The following is a 20,938-nucleotide window of genomic DNA, read 5'->3' as shown; positions in this document are numbered from 1 at the left end:
TCCAGTTCACGTCGGGGACGTATCGTTTCCATCGTCGTGGCGACTTTCACTTTCGTCCGCGCCTTCTTCGACCGTTTCCGGTTCCGGTTTCGCGTCCGTTTCGTCCGGCGTCTCCGTCGTCGGTTCCGTCCCGTCCTCCGCCGGTTCGCTTGTCACCCTTTCGTCCGTCTCTTGCGTCGAGTCCTCGCTTCCCGTCGCGTCCCCTGTCGCGTCTTTCGTCGCCTCGGTTTCGCCCGCTTCGCCGCCCGTCGCGCTCGTCACTTCTCTCGCCTGTATCGGGTTCCCCTGCATCAGGTCGGGGAGGACGACGCGGTTGAACTGGACGAGTAGCACGAGCAACAGCGGCCCGAGAAAGAGTCCGTACCATCCGAACAGGAGGGGACCGAAGATGTACGCGAACAGCATCAGCCCGACGTGCAGTTCGCGTCCCGTGATGTACGGGCGGATGATGACCTCGGCCACGAGGTCGATGACGACGACGAACAGCGCGACGAACGCCACGGGAAACCAGAGGGTCCGCGGCCCGATGTCGAACGACCGAACGACGAGGTACGCCGCGATGGGAACGTAGACCAGTTTCGTCCCGACGACGGGAACGAGGCTGGCGACGCCGGTCAACAACCCCAGCAGGGTCGGCAGCGGGACCGAAAGCCCGGACGGCGCGAAGACGTTGGCGAGGTTGTACACCACCGCGGCGGCGAGTCCGACGACGAATGCGTTGAGGATGTTGCCGAAATACACCGTCTGCAGGCTCCGGTCAACCGCCTCGACGTAGGTGTACGCCGTGCTCCGTTCGCCGCCGATATCGCTGACGAACCAGCGAACCAGTTTGTCGTCGTCCCGAAGCAGGTAGAAGGCGAACGCGAGCGCGACGAACAACTGCAGAAGTCCGGTCCCGAACGCCGCCACCACGTTCGCGACGGTTGTGAGCAGTTCCGGACCGCCGAAGCGCATGAACTCCCCCTGACTCTGCTGGGCCAGTTCGAGGATTCGTTGCGGATGGACCGTCAGCGACGACAGGTCGAAATACGGCCGGAGCACGCCCTCGTACCCCTGTAACGACTCACCGGCGATTGCGGCGACCTCGACCGCGCTCACGGCGACCGCGTATGAGACGAGGAGCACGACGGGGAGCGCGACCGTCACCAGCGCCGCGGCCGCCGTCAGCCCCGGATGGCCGAGTCGGTGCTCCAAGCGGTCGTATATCGGCCGCGTCGCGTAGTACATGAACAGGCCGAGCACGAACGTCCCTTCGAACGAGTAGAATACGAACAGGACGACGACGCCGAGAACGAGGCCGACCACCCACCACGCGAGGCGCGACCGCCCTTGCAGTAGCGTTAGATTTTCATCCATCGTATCGTTGGGTCCCCACCCATTACCGTCCGTACGCGGGCCGACGCTATATCGGTCGGGGTCCCCGAAAGACCACCCCGACTTTTATCCGGGCAGGTTGTACTGCCACCGATGTACGAACGGATTCTGGTCCCGGTCGACGGGGGAAGCGAATCGCGGGAGGCGGTGAGCCACGCGCTCGACATCGCCGACAAATACGACGCGACGATGTACGTCCTTCACGTCGTCAGCGAACAGTTGGTCGGCGACGCGGAGGAACTCGAAGCGGCGGGCGAACAGGTCACCGACGAAATCGTCGAGCGGGCGACCGAACACGGCGTCGATGTCGTCGCCGACGTCACCGACGGTCGTCCCTCCGACCGCATTCTCGGCTACGCCGACGAACGGAACGTCGACCTCATCGTGATGGGGACGCACGGTCGAACCGGCGTCGGCAGGGTGCTCCTCGGGAGCGTCGCCGAGCGCGTCGCGCGCCACTCGGACGTTCCCGTCCTGCTGGTTCGGTCCGCCGGTGTGCGAACGGTCGAGTCCGCCGAGCAGGCGACCGGCGTCGCCGGCGACGCCCTCGCGGCCGAGGGGTACGACGACGTGTCCGTCACGGAGCAACCCTACCGGGCGGCCAACACCTGGATAGTTCGGGCGTCGGCGGAGGGTGAGACGTTCAACGTCCACGTGGACCCGGTGACGGGCGAGACGAGCGTGGCGCGCATCCGTCCGCGGGACTGAGCCGCTTCGTTCATTCGGTTCGTTCCCGTCCGGGCGTCGCCGGGTGCCTCCGTTTGTGATGGGTTTCGACGTGGCCGTTGACGATTTCCCAGACCGTTTCTATCGGGATGTCGAGTTCCTCGGCGACCGTCTCGGCGCGATACCGGCGGTCCACCACGTAGTGAAGCACGGCGTCGATGCGGTCGTACGAGGCCCCGAGTTCGTCTTCGTCGGTCTGTTCGGCCCACAGCCCCGCAGTCGAGGGTTTTTCGACGATACGGCAGGGAAGCCCGACGTGACGTGCGAGCGCCCGAACCTCCGTCTTGTAGAGGTTCGCCAGCGGTAGCAAGTCACAGCCGCCGTCGCCGTGTTTCGTGAAGTAGCCGAGCAGTCGCTCCGACCGATTGCCGGTTCCGAGGACGAGTTTGGACCGCGTGTTCGCCGCGTAGTAGAGACAGGTCATGCGCAGTCGCGCGGTGGCGTTGCCGAGCGCGCGAGTCCGTTCGTCGCGGTCCTCGTCGCCGACGAGGAGGTCCTCGAAACAGCGAACGAGCGGTTGGAGGTGGATTTCCCGGTAGTCGATGCCGAGCGCCTCGGCCACGGTCAGCGCGTCGTGACTCCCCGCCTCGGCGGTCAGGTTGCAGGGAAGCAACAGCCCGAACACGCGGTCGGGTCCGAGCGCGTCCACCGCGAGGGACGCCGCCAGCGTGGAATCGACGCCGCCGCTCATCCCGACGACGACGCCGTTCGCGTTCGACCGCTCGACGTACTCCTCGATGAACAGGGTGAGCTGTCGGTACGTCGCCGCCACGTTCTCCTCGTCGGTCAGCAGCTCGGTCGGTGGGAGGGTCGATGTCGTCACGTTTTCACCTCGTGGTAGCAGGGACACCCCCACATTCGTCCACGCCGAGCTGTCTTGTTGGGGAGATATTGTCTTTTGAGGCGAATTTTGGAAACGTTTGTGCTCGTATTCACATCTAATCGAAACATTCTGGCACTATAAAACGCTTCTCGTGTGTGAATTCATACTTTTTGGATTGTGTTTTAGGTGTTTAATGACAGCCCCATCCACCACTCAAAATCACTGTGCACGTCGAGGCGCACCCTCTCAATTAATGACAAAATAATTCTCTTTTCCTTTGTTGACGAACGTCCGGTTATTCACTTTTCAAACGCTCACTTCTGGACGCTTTATGACCTTATACAGAATATATATGATTGTAAACTGACTGCACGTCAACAACTATCGGTATAATCGGACATTTGTAAACGCTTAGGTTTATGTTCTTCTGAATCACGATTCTACACCGTGACTTGGATTACAAATGCGGCGGAAATGGGTGAAAAGGTAAACAATTCGGTTGTGTTGGTCCGTTCGGGACTGACCGAGGAGCGTGGTCGCTGATGGTCGATTTGAACGCCATCGCGTCGGGCGTCAACAGCGTGTGGGTGCTCACCGTCTCGTTCCTCATCTTCTTCATGCAGCCGGGCTTCGCCATGCTGGAGGCCGGACAGGTTCGTGCGAAGAACGTCGCCAACGTGCTGATGAAGAACATGATGGACTGGTGTCTCGGCGTCCTCATCTACTTCCTCGTCGGCTCCGGAATCGCCTTCATCGCCGGTGGACTCACCTCGCCCGGGGGCTTCTCGTCGGGGTTGTTGGAGTCGGCGTTCGCCTACGTCAACAACCCCAACGATTGGGTAAACTGGCTGTTCGGTGCCGTCTTCGCCATGACCGCCGCCACCATCGTCAGCGGCGCGGTCGCGGAACGGCTGAAGTTCAAGGCGTACCTGTTCTACTCCATCGCGCTAACGGCGGTCATCTACCCCGTCGTTCAGGGCTTCGCGTGGGGTGGCGGCCTGCTCTCTGCGGGCGGCTACCTCGGACAGGCCGTCGGTTCCGCCTTCGGCGTCGCGGGTGGCATCGGGTACATGGACTTCGCGGGCGCAACCGTGGTTCACATGCTCGGCGGCATCGCCGGACTCGTGGGCGCGTACATGGTCGGCCCCCGCCGCGGTCGCTTCGATAAGGACGGCAACAGCGTGCCGATTCCCGGCCACTCGCTGACGCTCGTGATGCTCGGCACGTTCATCCTCGCCTTCGGCTGGTACGGCTTCAACGTCGGGACGCAGGCGAGTGTTCTCTCCGTAGAGAACGGTGCCTTCCAGTTCGCGGGTGCCACGCTCGGCCGCGTCGCGCTCAACACCACCCTCGGAATGGGTGCGGGCGCGGTCGCCGCCGCGCTGACGACGACGTACCTCGAAGGCAAGCCCGACCCGCTGTTCACGGCCAACGGCCTGCTCGCTGGCCTCGTCGCCGTTACCGGCGCGGTTCCGCACGTCACGTGGTTCGGCGGCATCGCGCTCGGCCTCATCGCGGGCGTGCAGGTCCCGCTCGTCTACCGTTGGGTCGTCGATACGCTCAAAGTCGATGACGTGTGCGGCGTCTTCTGTGTCCACGGGAGCGCGGGTGCCATCGGGACGTGGCTCATTCCCGTCTTCGCCGTCTCGGGCTTCTCGCTCGCCCAGTTCACCATGCAGACCCTCGGTATCGCGGTCATCACCGTCTGGACGCTGGTCACGACCTACCTCATCTTCAAGCTCGCCGACGTGACCGTCGGCCTGCGCGTCGACGAGAAGGAAGAACACACCGGACTCGACAGCTCCGAACACGGCATCGTCGCCTACCCCGAATTCGTCGAATCGTTCGACGAAACCGGCGGCGGTTCCCCGACTGGGACCGCGGACGGCCCCGCACTGGCGGACGGAGGTGAGAACAAATGAGCGCCGACTCCGGAATCGAGATGGTCGTGGCCATCATTCGCCCCGCTCGACTGGAGAACGTCAAGCGAGCGCTGGTCGAAGCCGGTGCGCCGAGTCTGACCGTCACGAACGTCTCTGGGCGGGGTAGCCAACCCGCGACGAAGAGCCAATGGCGCGGCGAGGAGTACGTCGTGGACCTCCACCAGAAGGTCAAAATCGAGTGCGTCGTCGCCGACACCCCCGCCGAGGACGTCGTGGAAGCCATCCGCGAGGCCGCCTGTACCGGCGAACCCGGCGACGGGAAGATATTCGTTCTCCCCGTCAGCGACGCCTGTCAGGTCCGAACCGGGAAACGCGGCCCGGACGCGGTGTAGCCCGACCTTCGTTCCGAGGAACCGTTTTTCGACCGTGCAACCGTGCCCGCTCTCCGCCGTTCGTCGTCCGTCTCGTTTTTCGGTCCGTCGTCCGACACCGACGAGGTTGCCGAGGGGGTGAACTTTTACCCCGTCTGCTCCGTCTGTCCAACCATGCCGAACGCTTTCGCGGAACGAACTCGCCGGAGTCAACAGCGATTGGAGACGGCCGATGCGGACGCACTCGTCCTCTTTCCCAGTACGAACCTGTTCTACGTCTCCGGGTTCGATGAACACCCAGCCGAACGACACCTCTTCCTGTTCGTCCCGAAGGACGGCGACCCCGCCTTCGTCGTCCCCGATATGTACGGCGAGCAGATAGCCGAGGAGTCGTGGGTCTCCGACGTGCGGACGTGGAGCGACGGCGACGACCCGCTCTCCCTCGTGAAAGACGTCGCCGACGACTTCGACCTCCACGGCGGCCGTATCCTCGTGGACGACACGATGTGGGCGCTGTTCACCCAGGACCTCCGCCGCGCGCTCCCCGACGCGACCTTCGGACTGGCGAGCGAGGTGCTCGAACCGCTCCGAATGCGCAAGGATGAGACGGAAATCGAGGCGTTGCGGACGGCTGGCGAGGTCGCGGACCGAGCCAGCGTCGAAATCCGGGAACTCGGCGAGGACGCCATCGGCATGACCGAAACCGAACTCGCGGCCGAAATCGAGTCCAGACTCGCCGACGCGGGCGGCGACGACCCCGCCTTCGGCACAATCGTCGGATCCGGGCCCAACGGTGCGAAACCCCACCACGGTCACGGCGACCGGAAAATAGAGTACGGCGACCCCGTGGTCCTCGACTTCGGCGCGTTCGTCGGCGGCTACCCCGGCGACCAGACCCGAACCGTCGTGTTCGCCGGTGACCCGCCGGAGGAGTACGAACGGGTTCATCGGGCCGTCCTCGAAGCAGAACAGGCGGGCGTCGAAGCCGCGAAGCCAGGCGTCACCGCCGAGTCGGTGGACCGCGCGGCCCGCGAGGTCATCGAGTCTTACGGCTACGGCGAGGAGTTCATCCACCGGACGGGCCACGGCGTCGGCTTGGACGTCCACGAAGGGCCGTACATCGTCGAGGGCAACGAGTTGGAACTCGAACCCGGCATGGTGTTCAGCGTCGAACCCGGAATCTACCTCCCCGGCGAGTTCGGCGTCCGAATCGAGGATTTGGTCGTCGTCACGGAGGACGGTTGTGAGCGCCTGAACGACTCGCCGCGGACGTGGCAGGCGCTCTGAGGAATCGAGTTTCGCCGCGGTTGTTCACTCGTTTTCGCGGTAGTGCTGTGCGTACATCATGGCGAACACTCCGAAGACCGGAACGAGGTTCGCCACCGTCCCGGCGAACTCGTCCATCGGGACGAGTTGGTACAGCGCGCGACTGATACCGCCGAGTACGAACAGGGAACCGGCCACTAACGAGAGGGTGCTGTCTGTCCCGTGGAAGTACAGTTCCTTGACGCCGAAGAGAACGAACATGGTCGGAAACGCCCACCAGACCACGGTCCCGAACGGTGGATAGAGCACCATCCCTCCGACGAGGACGGCGATTCCGACGACGAGTATCGCTAAACGGCCGAAGGGATGGTCCGCGAGTCGGTCCGCATACTTCACTGCGCTCATGAATTCGTGCCGTTCCGTTATCTACCGGTACTCCTCCTCCGGTTAAAAATGTGCGTCAACCGATCGGTCGCCCGCCGACGACTTCGCCTCTCCGCTTTTCGTCTCGTTGCCCGAACTCATCCACGTCGCATTCAGAGCGGTTGCTGTGGGTTCACTATCGGCCCGTCGGGGCCGAGTCCGACCGTCGCCTCGACGCCGAACACGTCGGCGAGCAGTTCCTCGGTGACGACTTCGCTCGGCGGTCCCCAGTCGTACGGTTCGCCGTCGCGCAAGGCGACGAGGTTGTCGGCGTAGCGCGCGGCTTGCGAGATGTCGTGGAGAACGACGCCGATGGTCAAGTTCTCTTCGCGCGCGAGGGTTTGCACGACTTCGAGCACGCGCAACTGGTGGCGCAAATCGAGGTACGTCGTCGGCTCGTCCAGCAGGAGCACGTCGGTTTCCTGTGCCAGCACCATGGCGATCCACGCCAACTGTCGTTGTCCACCACTGAGGCTGTTCATCGCCTCGTCCCGGAGGTGGGTGACCCCGGCGCGTTCGAGGGCTGTTTCGACCGCTTCGTGGTCTTTCATCGTCTTCGACTCGAAGAACCCCCGGTGCGGATAGCGTCCGTGGTACGCGAGTTCCTCGACGGTCAACCCGCTGGGGGCTTCGTTCTGCTGTGAGAGGAGACCGAGTTTCCGCGCCAACGCCTTCGTTCCCAACGACTGGATGTCCTCGCCGTCGAGTTGGACCCCGCCGCTCTCGGGTTCGAGTTCCCGCGAGAGAGCCTTGAGCAGCGTGCTCTTCCCGCTCCCGTTCGGTCCGACGAGCGCGGTAATTTCGCCCTCCGGGAGGACGATGGAGTCACACTCGACGATGATTCCCGAGTTCGGGTAGCCGATTTCGAGTTCCTCGCCGAACAGCTCGCTGGCTTCGGGGTTCGGTTCGTCGTTCGCTTTTTCTTTCATTCCAGCGTCCGTTTGCTCGTTCATCGTGATTTTTCCTCCAGCAGGTGCGTTCGAAGCAGTTCGCGGCCCCGCTCGGCGCGCGCCGCCCGCTCCTCTTCGTCCAGTTCGAGCGACCGGTACTCCCGCTTGAGCCGCTCTTTCACGTCGGCCAACTCCGCGTCGGTCGCGTCCTCGGGTGCGCTCTCCGCCACGAGCGAGTCCATGCTCTCTTCCCACTTCGGGCCGCTGTAGCGGCCGGGTTGGACCGTCCAGTCGTAGTAGTGGTCCGCGATTCCATCCCACAGTTCCTCGTCCTCGCGGCGAACGTCGCGGATGAGTGACAGCGCGGTTCGCGCCCCGTCGCCCGCGTTGACGATGGCTTGATGTTCCGACTCGTCACCCAGACAGCCAGTCATGTACAGCCCTTCGACCGGCGTTCGTCCGTCCCGGTCCACGTCGGTCAGTTCGTCCTCGAAGTCGGACAGATAGTTGTCGTCGTACAGGGAGGCGGCGATAACCCGGGTCGCTTCCACCGGTTCCTCCTCGCCTTGCGCGTCGATTCGGAACCCGTCGTCGGTTCGCTCGACGTCGAGGACCATCGCGTCGCGCACCGTACACCCCTCCAACGTCGCCTGCTCGCGGCCCAGTTCGAGGAAGGTGTCGGGAGAAATTCCGCCGGGGAAGCCGAGGAAATTCTCCAGATGCACGCACTGACGAATCGCCGAGACGCCGCCGTCGAGGACGACCGTATCGAGACCGTACCGGGCGACGAACACGGCCGCCGAGAGGCCGGACGCGCCGCCGCCGACGATGGCTACGTCCCGCGGCATCAGAGTTCACCCACCTTATGGCGCTTCCGCATGAGATAGAGGAAGTACGGCCCGCCGAGCAGTCCGGTGACGATTCCGACCGGTACCTGTATCGGGTTGAGCGCGAGTCGGGCGCCCACGTCCGCGACGACGACCAGCGCCGGTCCGGCGAACAGGCTCCCGACGATGAGCTTTCGATAGTCGCTCCCGACGACGTTCCGGACGACGTGCGGGACGATGAGGCCGACGAAGCCGACGATTCCGGCGACGGAAATCGCGGCGCTGGCGGCGAGAATCGCCAGCGTCGAGAGCGCGAACCGGACGCGTTCGACGGACATCCCCAGCGAGCGGGCGGTTCGTTCGCCGAGCAGGAGGACGTTCAGTTGGCGGGAGGCCAGCAGCGAAAGGGGGAGTATCACCAGCGTCGGAACGAGGATGATTCGAACCTGCTCCCACCCGGTGCCGGTGAGCGACCCCGTGGTCCACGAGAGGGCCGTCTGCACCACGCCGATGTCCTGCGCGAAGAAGAAGAGGCCGCGCTGGAGCGAGGAGCAGATGGTGCCGACGATGACCCCGGCGAGAACGAGGCGGACGGGACTCGTCCCTCCCTTCCACGCGATGGCGTAGACGACGATGAACGCCGCGATACCGCCGAGAGCGGCGAAGACGGGCAGGAAGACCGACAGGCCGCTGAAGACGACGAGGGTGAGGAGCACCGCCAATCCGGCCCCGTGGCTGACGCCGAGGATGTAGGGACTCGCCAGTTCGTTGCGCGTGACGGCCTGAAATATCGCGCCCGAGACGGCGAGGTTCGCGCCGACGAAGATGCCGACGAACACGCGCGGCAGGCGGAGGCTCCAGATGACCGTCGTGGTGTTGTCGAGCGTCACGTTCTTCGGTATCTCGGAGCCGAGCAGAAGGGCCCCGAGCACGTCCGGGTTCGTGATGACCTTCGGGTCGAATACGGCGTTCCACGCCTGCGTGAGCGTCGTCGAGTACGCTCCGAAGCTGACCTGCACGAGCGCCGAAATCACGACGACAGTGATACAAGCGAGGACGAGCGCCGCCAGCGACCCGTCGAACCGCTCTTCGACCGTCGTTTCACTGTTCTCCATCATCCATGTCCCCTCGTTCTCGATTTTCCATTGATGTCACTGTCCGGCGAGCGTTACCGGGTTCGCCGTCTCCGTTCTATTTTTAGGTTAACCTAAAACAAGATAAGGACTTTGATTCTCGACACGGTTGCCGAGTCGTGGTGATATGGGACGACGCGGGCAGTTGATGCCTACCGTCCCCGCGTCGCACTGACTTCCTACTTCGTCGGGCGGTTCGTGTTCCGGTTCACGTTTCGGTTCGTATCTCGTCCATCTATCGGTCGGGTCCGCGCTTCGAACCCGCCGCTTCGAGCCGCGGGAGCGGCGGCGAACCCGACGGAAATCCGCGTATCCGACCGGGTATCGTCTCGGTTCGCTCGCTCCCGCGCCATTCTTTAGGCTAACCTAAACATACGTAAACCTTCCCCTTTTTCGGCCTACCTAAAACACCGTCGGTCGCCCCCCGATAAATTTTCGATCCGAGCGCGGAACCTGACGGTTCAGTTTCAAGTACGGGCCTGGCGTACTCCGATTCGAGAATGGGGAAACGATACGATGGGGGAACAAGACGACATCGGACAGCGACCAGCACTGCGTTCTCTGTCCGGCAGACGACTCGGAACGATGGGGAGACGGCGGTTCATCACGACGCTCGCGGGTGCCGGATTGGGTTCGATGGCCGCCCTGCTCACGCCGGACGACGTTCGCGCGGCCGGACGGGACGAAGTACCGCTCGTGTACGGCCACGGCCGCGATTTCGAACCGCTCACGACGACGGTTCCGGCGGACTGGTTCGCCGACCTCCGCGCCGCGTTCGACGCACACGACCGCCTCGACCTGCTATCTCGGTCCGGCGTCGTCGGTAGCGCCGTCGTCCCCGGGGAGTTCGGCGGCCGAAACGCCGCCCTCGCGGTGGACGTGACCGACGACGAAGCGACCGGTTCCGTGCCCGAGCGCGTCGGCGACGTCGCCGTCGAAGTGAACCGCGTCGAATCGACCGCGAACGAACAGCGCATCGAATCCGGCGACGCATCGTTCGACGGCAACCACATTCCGGGGAGCGTCGAATGCGGAAGCAAGGACGCGGCTGCGACGCTCTCACCGGCGATGTACGACGGCGAGACGCCGTTTTTCACCACGTCGAATCACCTCTACGGCGACGACGGCGAGCAGCATCGCGGCGAACCGTTCTACGTCAAGCGCCGCGACGGCTGGCGAAAAGTCGGCGAGGTGCGACGTGGTTACGCGTTGGACGATTTCGTCCGCATCGACCCCGTGAACGGTGCGGTTCCGGCGAGCGCCATCGACGGCAGTTCGCCGTCCGTCGTCATGGGACAGTTCACGCGCGCCGGCCTCGCGCGGGTCAAAGCACACGGGTCGAAACTGAAAAAGAGAGCAGTCGTCTCGGGCTTCACGTCCGGCGCGATTCAGTCCATCGACGGAATGACTTGCGCGTACGGCACCGTCTGCAAACACGGCCAACTGAAATGGGGGTCCCAATCCTCGTTCACCGACGGCGATAGCGGGAGCGTCAGTTACCATCCCGACCTCGAACGCCCGGAAGACGGCCTCCTCGTCGCCGGGATGAACAACGCCCGCACGTGGTGGCCCGGCGAAGATTACATCTGGGGGACCGCCGCCTACCGACTCACGGCCAACCACGGGTTCACGTTCTCGCCGCCGACCGCTGGCGCTCCGTGAACTCCAGTTCGACGACGGTCCGGCCGCCGAGTTCGTCGGAAATCCGCGCCGCAATTTCCTTCGCCAATCCGGGATACCGTTTTCCGGACGGGCGTGTCACGAGCACCGTCACGTGCTGTCTGTCGTCCACGAGTCCCATATCGTCGAACTCGACGTTCACCTTCACGAGGTCCAGCGATTTGTACTGCTCTCCCTCCAAGAGCTTCTGTACCTCCCTGTTCGCCGTGTTCTCGGTGTGGACCTGCTGGGCCATCAGCGCCCCCGCCCCGGCGAACGAGACGAGCAGGACGACGACCGCGACGACCGTCGGTGCGGCTTTCCGAAGGGTCGTCCCGTCTTTCGGTCGATAGCCGAGTCCCCAGAGAACGCCGCTTCCGGCGGCGTTGATGGAGACGACGTTCACCACGAGCAGGACGAACGCGCCGAACGCGAGCACCGGCGGTCCCCACGCCAAGCCGACGCCGACCGCGGCGGCCGCGGGGATGAGCGCCGCCGCGATCATGACGCCGACGAGCGACACCGGCAGGGCGGTTGCGAGTCCCAACGCCCCCGCCGCACCGGCACAGAGGCCGACCGCGAGCGAGAGGAACCCGGGCGAGGTGCGTTGACTTATTTGGTTCACCGTCGCCACGTTGAGCGCGGGCGGAATGAACTGAGCAGACTTGAGCGCCCATCCGAAAATCGTCGCGCTGACGACGGCGACCGCGAGTCCGAGCACTTGCGACCACAACCCGTCGCGTATCATGTCGCGGTCGTTCAACACGAGTCCGACGCTCGTCGTCATCGCCGACCCCACTTGCGGGGCGATGACCATCGACCCCACGACGAGCGCGGGAGAATCGAGCAACAACCCGGCGGTTGCGACGATAGCGGACAGCACGGTCATGGCGTAGTACGTCACCGGACTCGGGTTCATCCCGAGCGCCTTCGTCCGGATTTCCTCCGTGGCGATGCTGTCGTCCTCGTCGCCTCCCTTGACGAACCTATCTTCCAACTCCGCGATGTTCGGCGTCCGGGCCGTCTCCAGACTCCCGACGACGGTGTAGCCGTCCTCGTCCAACCCCGCGTCTCGAAGGGCCGTGAGAACGGCGTCCACTGCTTGCGTCGGAACCGGAAACTGAACGACCGCCGCCTCGTTCCCGTCGCTGTCCTCACGGGTGAGCACGTAATCGATGTGCTCGTCGTCGAGCACGGCAAGAACCTCGCTCCGGCAGTCGTCCGGAACGAGCACCTGAATGAGACGCATGCCCGGACCAACCGACCAGGGGATAAAAACCCCTCCGGCCGGAGCGGGTCGCTCACTGGTCGAAAAAGGTCTTCAGCAGTTTCGCCTGTGCGTGTCGGAGGTGCTGGTGGAACGTCGGTGCCGACACGTCGAGCAACTCGGCGACCTCCTCGCCCGTGCTGTCCCGCGGCCACTCGAAGAACCCGGCGAGATAGGCGGTTTCCAGCGCCGTCCGCTGCCGGTCGGTCAGCGACTCCGAAAGCTGCATGCGGAACTCCGTCGCCGTCTTCTCGGGTTTCTCCCGTTCGCGTTGGGCGACGACGCGAGCGCCCGGCGCGATGTTCTTCACCGCCTCGACCACCCCTCTGACGCTCGCGTCCATCGGGAGTTCGACCGTTCCACGGGTGCGGTTTTCGTCTGCTTCGACGTATCCGACCGCCGCCCCCCGGTCAACGAGCGCCTTGACGAACGACGGTCCCTCGTAGGTCACCTCGAAGACGCACTCGTCGTTGCGTTCGCGGATGAGTCGCGTGTTCGATATCCCTTCCGCTTGCGCGGTTCGTTCGATGACGACGCCCGACGACACGCCGGACGCGGTGATGAAACAGTGAATCTCTCCCGTCGGTGCCATCGTCGTCCCCAAGAGCGTGAACGTACAGTCGAGCTCCTGTGGAACGCGGATGAAGTAATGCTCGGCGCTCTCTATCTCCATCTCCACTTCGACCACGCAGTCGGACACCAGCGCCTTCCTGCTCTCTATGGCGGCAATCGCCATCCCCATCGTTTCCCCGAGTTCGACGAGCACTTCCCGCTCCCGGTCGTCGAACGCCCTACTCCTGTCCGCGTGAACCGTGAGAACTCCGTAACAGGTTTCGTCGTATCGAATCGGAATGGCGGCCATCGACTGTGTGTTCCCGACGAGCGATTCGTCCTGCCACGATTCGAACGCCGGGTCGGTCATCACGTCCTCGACAACCTCCGCTTGCCCCGATGTCTGCGCTTTTGCGACCGGACATTCTTGTCTGTCATCCGATGGTTCGAGCGATTCTAGATACGCGGCGTTGCCCGCGTTCGCTACCGCACGGATGGCTTCGACGCTCACCTCGCACTCGCCGACCCACGCGAATTCGTATAGCCCCGCCGACGCCAACCGATTTACGACCGTCTCCTCTATCTCCTCCCGGCTCGTCGCTTGCACCAACGCGCGGTCCACGTCACGGATGACCTCGTTGATTCGGTTCAGTTCTACCAGCTCGGCGCGTTGCGCCGAGAGCGTCTCCTCGCGCTCCGCCCGGTCGAGCGCCGACTGAACGTTCGTCGCCAATATCTCCGCGAAATCCCGGACGTACTCGTCCAACTTCGCCATCGAACGCGACCCCAGCAGGAAGACGCCGTGCTCGGCCAAGGGTATCACCATCTCCTGTTCGGCCGTCAACTCCCGGCCGTCCGCTCCGTACACCTCTGTTCTGTCCTCGAATACTGCAACTTCACCCGACTCGAACGCTCTCCACGCGGGTCCGTTCCCGTCCTCGGAGCGCGGAATCTCGTCCGGTATCTCCTCGGTCGCCTCCGTCACGGCGACCGGCCGGAGGACGTCCCGCTCGTCGTTCACGAGATAGATTCCCGACAGCGACAGTCCCAACTCTTCTCCCGCGGCTTCGACCGCTATTTCACAGATCTCGGTCTTCGTCTCGGCCGTCATGAGTTCCCGCGTCGCCGACCGCAAGGATTCGAGCGTCCGCTCGCGCGCCTTCCGTTCCGAAACGTCCTTGAAGATGCCGTGGATGACTTCCCGGCCACCGAGTTGGGTGCGATTCGCGCTGATTTCGACGGGAATTTGCTCGCCGTCCGAACGAACGACCGAGAGGTGCTCCGAGCTTCTGGATATCCCTCCCCCGTTCGCGTGCTTGTCGAAGATTTTCCGATACCGTTCGTGGTGCTCCGTGGGGTGTACCTCCCACTGATACATCCCGCAAATCTCGTTTCGAGGTCGGTCGAGGAGCTCCTCCGCCGCCGCGTTCGCGTCCACGATTTCCCCCGTTTCGGTGTCGGCGACGAGGATGGCTTCCGGACTCGCGGCGACCAGCTTTCGATAGCGTTCGCGCGACGCTTCCAGTTCCGTCTCCACCGTCCGCCGCTCCGAAATGTCGCGGATGGTTCCGGTTATCAACTCGTCACCGTTGCAGGCTTCACTCCGAAACGACAGCGTTACCGGAATCTCGTGGCCGTCTCGGTGCCGCGCTATCGTCTCCACGGACTCCCAATCGAGTCGTCGTTCACCCGTTTCCACGTACCGCTGCAGCGATTCCTCGTGCACCGGCGCCAGTCGGTCCGGGATGACCCGCGTCAACGACGTTCCGATCATTTCGTCCGGGTCGTAGCCGAGCACCCGCTCGAATCCCTCGTTGACGTAGCGAATTTCGCCCGATTCGTCTATCGTCACGACGGCATCCGCGAGTCCTTCGAGAACCGCCTCCGCCCGTGATAGCATCCGTTCGTTCCGATAGCAGGTGACGGCACGTTCTATCTTCTGTGAGAGGATGGTCCGACTGTCGGGACCAACACAGTCGGTCACATCCATCGAAAACGCTGCTTCGACCGTCCGTTCGTCGTCGGTCACGATGAAAAACGGAAGGCTCGCGTCGCGTTCGCGTACCGCCGCCAGCACGGCGAGCGCGTCGCATTCGGGTGGTCCGTGTTCACAGACGATGCAGTCCGCCGTTTCGAGTCGGTCGAGCGCCTCCTCGGCACTCGTCCTCTCCTCCGCAATCCCCTGGCGCTCACCGTTGCCATCGACGCCAATGTGGAGGATCTGTGGCGTCTCCGGATATCCTTCATGGAGGGGCATGATAACATAAAGTCACCGCGGCCTTCTCTATGTTTCGGTGGAACGCGAACGATTAATAGCCGTCCGTGTCAGCCGACAGGTATGAGGCTGGAGGATTACTGGGGCGTCGGGCCGAAGACGAGCGAACTGCTCGAAGCCGAACTGGGAGTCGAACGTGCGATTCGGGCCATCGAATCGAGCGACGTTCGCGCGCTGACGAACGCGGGACTGTCCCGCGGCCGAGCGACGCGAATCCTTCGACAGGCCAACGGCGGCGACGGGATGGCCGTGCTCGCCACCCGCGACGCCCGCTCGGTGTACAAATCCCTGCTCGATATCGCGAGCGACTACGCCGTCACGCCCGACGCTGGCGACCGAATTCGAGTGCTGACTCCGGTTCGCTCCCGCGAGGAGGCGACCGACCGGCTCGATTCGGTCATGGCCGCCGTCGAATCGTGGGACGCACTGGATGGGGACACGCGCGAGACCGTTCTCGACGCCTTCGACGCGTACGACGGCAGCGAACGAACAGCGGTCGAGACGGCCATTTCCCTCCAACCAACCGGCGTGACCGACGGCGCGTTCGCCACAGTCGCCGACATCGACGCCGACGACCTCGCCGTCGCGGTCGGCGCGCTCGGGAAACTCGACGACGGCTCGGTTGCCGAGGGAGCGGACGAGGAACTCGACCGACTTCGGTCGGCGTTGCGCGCGGCCGAACGCCTCGAAAGCGGTGCGCTGGACGTGATCGAATCCGTCCAGTCCGGCGACGTACGGACGCCCGACGAGTTCCGCGAGAGCTACGTCGAGTACGTCGCCCGCGAAACGGACATCGAACCGCAGCGAATCCGCGACGCGACGGTCGGCGAGGCCACCGACGCGACGGATTTCGTCGGCGGGTCGCTCCGCGAACTCGTCGCGGAGACCGAGAGCGCTGCCGAGGAACGCGAATCGAGAGTGGTCGAAGACCTCGAAACCGACATCGAAACCGCCCGCGACGCCATCGACGCCGCCGTCTCCGCCGTGAGCGACCTCGCGGTTTCGCTGTCGCTCGCCCGATTTGCCGACGCGTTCGACCTCACGCGTCCCGAGTTCGTCGATTCCGGCTTCGCGGTCGACGACGCGCGAAACCTCTTTCTCGCCACCGGGAACGGAGATGTCCAACCCATCACCTACGGCATCGGTGACCATCGAATCGCGGGACCGCCGAAAGGCGACCGGGTGACGGTGCTGACCGGCGCGAACAGCGGGGGGAAGACGACCCTGCTCGAAACCCTGTGTCAGGTCGGCCTGCTAGCACAGATGGGACTCCCCGTTCCCGCTTCGCGCGCGCAGGTGTCGATTTCGGACGCCATCGTCTTTCACCGCCGCCACGCGAGTTTCAACGCTGGCGTGCTCGAATCCACGCTCCGGAGCATCGTTCCGCCGCTCACGAACGACGGACGCACCCTCATGCTGGTGGACGAGTTCGAGGCCATAACGGAACCCGGAAGCGCGGCGAATCTCCTCCACGGGTTGGTGAGTCTGACCGTCGATAGGGGCGCGCTCGGCGTCTTCGTCACCCACCTCGCGGACGACCTGAACCCGCTCCCCGGACAGGCGCGCAAGGACGGTATCTTCGCCGAAGGGCTGAACGACGAGTTGGACCTGCTCGTCGATTATCAGCCGCGGTTCCAGACGGTCGGCAAGTCCACGCCGGAGTTCATCGTCTCGCGTCTCATCGCCTCCTCGGACGACCGGGCGGAACGCGCCGGGTACGACGTTCTGGGGCGCGCCGTCGGCGAGGCGCTGATTCAGGAGACGCTGGATTCGTGGGCGGACGCGGAGTAACTCACCCCTTCGGTCGTTCGAGCGATACCTCCATGCGGACGTTTGGTCCCGGTTTCGCGTATAAACCTTCGCACGTCGAAAATCGTGAGCGTCCCGCTCGTTTCGCGTTCAGTTCCGCTCCAGGTTCCGTTCGCCCCGTCCGAGACGGTCCTCCACGTCCTCGACCGTCTCGTTTTCCACCAGCCGTTCCAGTTTTCGTTCGAACTGCTCGTCCGTGAGTTCGCCGCGCGCGTACCTGTCTTTCAGCGTTTCGAGAGCATCGCGGTTGTTCTCTCCCGCGCCGTGGCGTTCCGTCGGTTCGGCCTTCGTCTCCCGACCGTCCTCCCACGATTCTTCTTCCTCGTCCTCCTCGTCGCCGAACAGCATCTCGACGATGGGAATGACGACGACGTAGCCGACCAACATCGCCGGAAGCCACCAACTCTGGTCGGTGAAGAGGGCGAGGAGCCAGAACCCCGTGACGAGAATCGACGTAATTTCCGTCGCGTTCTCGCGGAAACGCTCGCTCGGAGTGTCGCTCATATCGGTTCGTATCGTCGCCGGAACATAAAACGTCCTTTGTGTTCGTTCGAGTACCTTTTCGGCGAGACCACACGACCTTTGTTCCCGTTCTCACAACGATGGTGCATGGAACGTGACGACGATCCAACCGTTACGCGACTCACTCCCGACGAGGCGTTCGGGCTGCTCGGCGACGAGACCCGGTTCGAAATCCTGCGGGTGTTGAACGGGGCCGACGAGTCGTTGTCCTTCTCCGAACTTCGAACCCGCGTCGGTGCGGACGACCCCGGCGGGTTCAACTACCACCTCGGGAAGCTCACGGGACAGTTCGTGCGGAAGACCGAGGCGGGCTACGACGTCGCACCGCCGGGGGAGCGGGTCGTCGGTGCCATCCTCTCCGGCGGGTACACCGCGGAGTTCAGCGCCGATTCCGTTCCGGTCGGTGGGAACTGTCTCCACTGCGGGGGCCGATTGGAAGCGGTCTTCCGGGACCACGGAATCACCATCGACTGCTCGGACTGTGAGTGGATGTTTACTGACCCCGAAATTCCCGCGGGACTCATGGACGGAATGGACGCGGCGGCGGCACCGAACGTCGTCGCTCGGTGGCTCCGAACCGTGGACGAGGCCGCCGAAGTCGGTATGTGCACGAACTGCCACGGGCGGCTGGATTCGACGCTGTATCTCTCCGACGACGATGACGCTCCAGATTGGCTCGAAGGCAGCGGATTGGTCGGAATGGAGTTCTGCGAATGCACTCGCTGCGGTCACGTGTACAACAGGTCGGTTCAGCTGGCCGTTCTCTCGCACCCGCTGGTCGCCGCGTTCCACTACGAACACGACATCGACCTCCGCGAAACGCCGAGGTGGGAGCTTCCGTGGTTGGAGGCGGACAACGCGACCGTCGAGTCCACCGACCCGCTTCGTATCGCGGTTCCCATGACCCTCGACGGGGAAACGCGTACGTTCGTTTTCGACCGGGGGTTGGACGTCGTGGACCGATACGACGGGGAATAAATGACAACACAGGAGATGACAACCCATGAGTAGAACCGTGCTTCTGTAATCTCGTGCACAGAAATCTCATTCTACAAACACTTATTCCCGGCGCGTCGGTCGTTCCGGCCATGACGAACACGAACGAGAAACGAATCCTGAAGGGATGGCCGGAACCGACGCCCGAACAAGTGCAGGTGATGGTGCTCGGCACCTATCACATGGATAACCCCGGATTGGACGAGGTGAACGTCGATGCCGACGACGTGCTCGCCGACCGCCGACAAGCCGAGTTGCGCGACTTGGTGACCCGAGTTTCGGAGTGGGAACCGGACGTGGTTGCCGTCGAGCGCCCCTACGACCGAAACGAGTCCATAAACGACCGCTATCGGGAGTATCGCTCGGGCGACCGCGCCTACGACCGTGAAGAGACGTTTCCCGCGTCCCACTCGGAACGGAACGAACTGCCGACCGAATGCCGGAGCGAAATCGTCCAGGTCGGTTTCCGGCTCGCCGACCATCTCGACCACGATAGGGTCGCCGCGATAGACGAATATCCCGACGAACCCGATACCGACCCGTTCGAAGACCGTGACATCGATTCGGGTCGAAAGACGGAAGTAGAACTCCCCGACCGCGACGCGGTACAGCGTGAGAGCGATGACCGACTTTCCTCCTCGACGATTCCCGAGTACATCGACTGGATCAACCGGAAGGAGGAACGCAGGTTTAACCACGACTCCATGTTCGATGCGGGAATTCGTGCGGCGGACGGACCGTTCGGGAGTCCGGTCGCGCTCGCCTACTGGTACGAGCGGAACATTCGCATGGTTCACCACCTTTGGCGGGCGATGGATTCCGAAGACGACAGAATCCTGTTGCTCGTCAGGGCTGGCCACGTTCGCGTTCTCCGCCACCTCCTCACCGAAGCGCCGATGTTCTGCCCGGTCAGCCCGCTCCCGTATCTGCTCGCCAGCGGCTGACGTCGCGTCGAAGTCGCCTAGCTTTAACCTCTACAAACGTCTCGGTTGTGGCGTGTCTTTCAGGGTTCCTTCCCGGTCGGTTTCCGTCGCCATCCTCCTCGTCGTCGTGACGAGCGCGCTGGTCGCCGGGTGCACGTCGGTACAAGAGACTCCGACGCCGCAGTCGGGCGAACCGACCTCGAATACGGGGTCCCGGAGCCAGACCAGCCAGTGGACGGTCACCATCACCCGCATCGTGGACGGCGACACCGTGGAGTTCCGCTACGCGAACGGAACGACGGATACGGGGCGACTCCTCGGCGTCGATACGCCCGAGGTGCACACCGAGAACGACCCGTCGGAATTCGAAGGGGTACCGGACGACGCGAGCGGAGAGCGCTGTCTCCGCGACTGGGGGCACAAGGCGAGCGAGTTCGCCAGAGCGGAACTCGTGGACGAACGAGTGACCATCACGCTGGACGCGAACGAGGGACCGCGGGGGTACTACGGTCGATTGCTGATTTACATCCGCGAGTCGGACGGGACGCGGTTTAACTACCAACTGGTCAAGCAGGGCTACGCGCGGGTGTACGACAGCGAGTTCACCAAGCGCGACCGGTTTTACGCCGCCGAGGCGAACGCACAGCAGCACGACGTCGGTCTCTGGGAGTGCACGAACGGAGGGAGGAGTGCGGACGGGAAAGGGAACACGGACGGAACGGTGACGACGGACGAATCGACGACCCGAGTGGCGACCGACGGCGGCACGAGCGGCCTTTCCGTCGCTCGAATCCACGCGGACGCGGACGGAAACGACCACGAGAACCTGAACGACGAGTACGTCGTCCTGAAGAACGCGGCCGACGAAACGCTCGACCTCTCCGGGTGGACGGTTTCGGACGACGGCGGGCACACGTACCGCGTGCCGTCGGGCGTGACGCTCGCGGGCGGGGAGACGCTCACGCTCTACACGGGGAGCGGGTCGGACTCGGCGTCGGAACTCCACTGGAACGCCGACGCCGCGGTCTGGAACAACGGCGGGGATACGGTCGTCGTGCGGGACGCGACCGGAACGGTCGTCCTCCGACGGAAGTACGAGGGCTGAATCGGGTCGTTGTTCCCCGACACGGGCGGAGTAACAACGATTATCGCCGTCCCGCTCCGCCCCGCGTTTCGATAATACATCCTTGTGCGTCGTAGCGATACGACCTTGTGCGTC

The 20,938-nt window shown here is 63.9% G+C and carries 19 protein-coding genes; 9 read left to right on the top strand and 10 right to left on the bottom strand.

Features of this window, described 5'->3' with window-relative positions; translation table 11 throughout:
* Window positions 1-6: 6 nt before the first annotated feature.
* Window positions 7-1,356 (bottom strand): AI-2E family transporter, encoded by a 1,350-nt coding sequence (locus tag OPC11_RS20735; protein ID WP_264783239.1) that lies wholly within the window; start codon window positions 1,354-1,356, stop codon window positions 7-9.
* Between the two features lie 111 nt (window positions 1,357-1,467).
* On the opposite strand from OPC11_RS20735, the gene OPC11_RS20730 reads away from it, so the two are divergent.
* Window positions 1,468-2,082 (top strand): universal stress protein, encoded by a 615-nt coding sequence (locus tag OPC11_RS20730; RefSeq protein WP_069452098.1) that lies wholly within the window; start codon window positions 1,468-1,470, stop codon window positions 2,080-2,082.
* A 10-nt stretch (window positions 2,083-2,092) separates the two neighbouring features.
* Here OPC11_RS20730 and OPC11_RS20725 read toward each other — a convergent pair whose 3' ends face one another.
* Complete coding sequence (locus tag OPC11_RS20725; RefSeq protein WP_264783238.1) at window positions 2,093-2,923, bottom strand: NAD+ synthase; 831 nt, start codon at window positions 2,921-2,923, stop codon at window positions 2,093-2,095.
* A gap of 542 nt (window positions 2,924-3,465) precedes the next feature.
* Here OPC11_RS20725 and amt point away from each other — a divergent pair.
* The 3 genes from amt to OPC11_RS20710 all read left to right on the top strand — a co-directional run bounded on the left by amt (window position 3,466) and on the right by OPC11_RS20710 (window position 6,464).
* A complete protein-coding gene (gene amt / locus OPC11_RS20720) occupies window positions 3,466-4,845 on the top strand; it encodes an ammonium transporter (protein WP_264783237.1) in 1,380 nt (459 codons plus the stop codon).
* Window positions 4,842-5,198 carry a P-II family nitrogen regulator gene (locus OPC11_RS20715; protein ID WP_007980604.1) on the top strand — a complete coding sequence of 119 codons (357 nt, stop codon included), beginning with the start codon at window positions 4,842-4,844 and terminating at the stop codon, window positions 5,196-5,198. Before amt ends, OPC11_RS20715 begins: the two co-directional genes overlap by 4 nt.
* Before the next feature lie 153 nt (window positions 5,199-5,351).
* Window positions 5,352-6,464, top strand: a complete 1,113-nt coding sequence (locus tag OPC11_RS20710) for a Xaa-Pro peptidase family protein (RefSeq protein WP_264783235.1) — start codon at window positions 5,352-5,354, stop codon at window positions 6,462-6,464.
* Between the two features lie 24 nt (window positions 6,465-6,488).
* Here the strand turns inward: OPC11_RS20710 and OPC11_RS20705 are convergent, their stop codons facing one another.
* From OPC11_RS20705 to OPC11_RS20685, 5 genes are all read right to left on the bottom strand, one after another.
* Window positions 6,489-6,848 (bottom strand): hypothetical protein, encoded by a 360-nt coding sequence (locus OPC11_RS20705; RefSeq protein ID WP_264783234.1) that lies wholly within the window; start codon window positions 6,846-6,848, stop codon window positions 6,489-6,491.
* A 131-nt stretch (window positions 6,849-6,979) separates the two neighbouring features.
* Window positions 6,980-7,819 (bottom strand): ABC transporter ATP-binding protein, encoded by an 840-nt coding sequence (locus OPC11_RS20700; RefSeq protein ID WP_264783233.1) that lies wholly within the window; start codon window positions 7,817-7,819, stop codon window positions 6,980-6,982.
* The gene (locus OPC11_RS20695; RefSeq protein WP_264783232.1) at window positions 7,816-8,604 is read right to left on the bottom strand and encodes an NAD(P)/FAD-dependent oxidoreductase; all 789 of its coding nucleotides are present in this window, start codon (window positions 8,602-8,604) and stop codon (window positions 7,816-7,818) included. The genes OPC11_RS20700 and OPC11_RS20695 overlap by 4 nt, the downstream gene beginning before the upstream one ends.
* The gene (locus OPC11_RS20690) at window positions 8,604-9,701 is read right to left on the bottom strand and encodes an iron ABC transporter permease (RefSeq protein ID WP_007980609.1); all 1,098 of its coding nucleotides are present in this window, start codon (window positions 9,699-9,701) and stop codon (window positions 8,604-8,606) included. Before OPC11_RS20690 ends, OPC11_RS20695 begins: the two co-directional genes overlap by 1 nt.
* Window positions 9,702-9,895: 194 nt before the next feature.
* A complete protein-coding gene (locus OPC11_RS20685; protein WP_007980616.1) occupies window positions 9,896-10,069 on the bottom strand; it encodes a hypothetical protein in 174 nt (57 codons plus the stop codon).
* 163 nt (window positions 10,070-10,232) lie between these two features.
* Between OPC11_RS20685 and OPC11_RS20680 the strand changes: the two genes are divergently transcribed.
* Window positions 10,233-11,378: a hypothetical protein gene (locus OPC11_RS20680; RefSeq protein WP_264783231.1), complete on the top strand. Its 1,146-nt coding sequence runs from the start codon at window positions 10,233-10,235 to the stop codon at window positions 11,376-11,378.
* Here the strand turns inward: OPC11_RS20680 and OPC11_RS20675 are convergent.
* Together OPC11_RS20675 and OPC11_RS20670 are read right to left on the bottom strand one after the other, a co-directional pair.
* A complete protein-coding gene (locus OPC11_RS20675) occupies window positions 11,344-12,624 on the bottom strand; it encodes a TIGR00341 family protein (RefSeq protein WP_007980620.1) in 1,281 nt (426 codons plus the stop codon). The two genes, OPC11_RS20680 and OPC11_RS20675, sit on opposite strands and share 35 nt — an antisense overlap.
* Window positions 12,625-12,676: 52 nt before the next feature.
* Window positions 12,677-15,451: a PAS domain S-box protein gene (locus OPC11_RS20670; RefSeq protein WP_264783230.1), complete on the bottom strand. Its 2,775-nt coding sequence runs from the start codon at window positions 15,449-15,451 to the stop codon at window positions 12,677-12,679.
* Window positions 15,452-15,532: 81 nt separating this feature from the next.
* On the opposite strand from OPC11_RS20670, the gene OPC11_RS20665 reads away from it, so the two are divergent.
* Window positions 15,533-17,260, top strand: a complete 1,728-nt coding sequence (locus tag OPC11_RS20665; RefSeq protein ID WP_264783229.1) for a DNA mismatch repair protein — start codon at window positions 15,533-15,535, stop codon at window positions 17,258-17,260.
* Between the two features lie 108 nt (window positions 17,261-17,368).
* Here the strand turns inward: OPC11_RS20665 and OPC11_RS20660 are convergent, their stop codons facing one another.
* On the bottom strand, window positions 17,369-17,782 hold the full coding sequence (locus OPC11_RS20660; RefSeq protein WP_264783228.1) for an SHOCT domain-containing protein: 414 nt from the start codon (window positions 17,780-17,782) through the stop codon (window positions 17,369-17,371).
* 105 nt (window positions 17,783-17,887) lie between these two features.
* On the opposite strand from OPC11_RS20660, the gene OPC11_RS20655 reads away from it, so the two are divergent.
* From OPC11_RS20655 to OPC11_RS20645, 3 genes are all read left to right on the top strand, one after another.
* A complete protein-coding gene (locus tag OPC11_RS20655) occupies window positions 17,888-18,778 on the top strand; it encodes a helix-turn-helix domain-containing protein (protein WP_264783227.1) in 891 nt (296 codons plus the stop codon).
* 110 nt (window positions 18,779-18,888) lie between these two features.
* Window positions 18,889-19,740 (top strand): DUF5694 domain-containing protein, encoded by an 852-nt coding sequence (locus OPC11_RS20650; protein ID WP_264783226.1) that lies wholly within the window; start codon window positions 18,889-18,891, stop codon window positions 19,738-19,740.
* Between the two features lie 52 nt (window positions 19,741-19,792).
* The gene (locus tag OPC11_RS20645) at window positions 19,793-20,824 is read left to right on the top strand and encodes a lamin tail domain-containing protein (protein ID WP_264783225.1); all 1,032 of its coding nucleotides are present in this window, start codon (window positions 19,793-19,795) and stop codon (window positions 20,822-20,824) included.
* The last annotated feature ends 114 nt before the right edge of the window (window positions 20,825-20,938 follow it).

The organism is Haladaptatus sp. T7 (assembly GCF_026008575.1).
GTDB lineage: Archaea > Halobacteriota > Halobacteria > Halobacteriales > Haladaptataceae > Haladaptatus > Haladaptatus paucihalophilus.
Note: the sequence above shows the minus strand (reverse complement) of the source record. Positions and strands in the feature narration are given on the sequence as shown.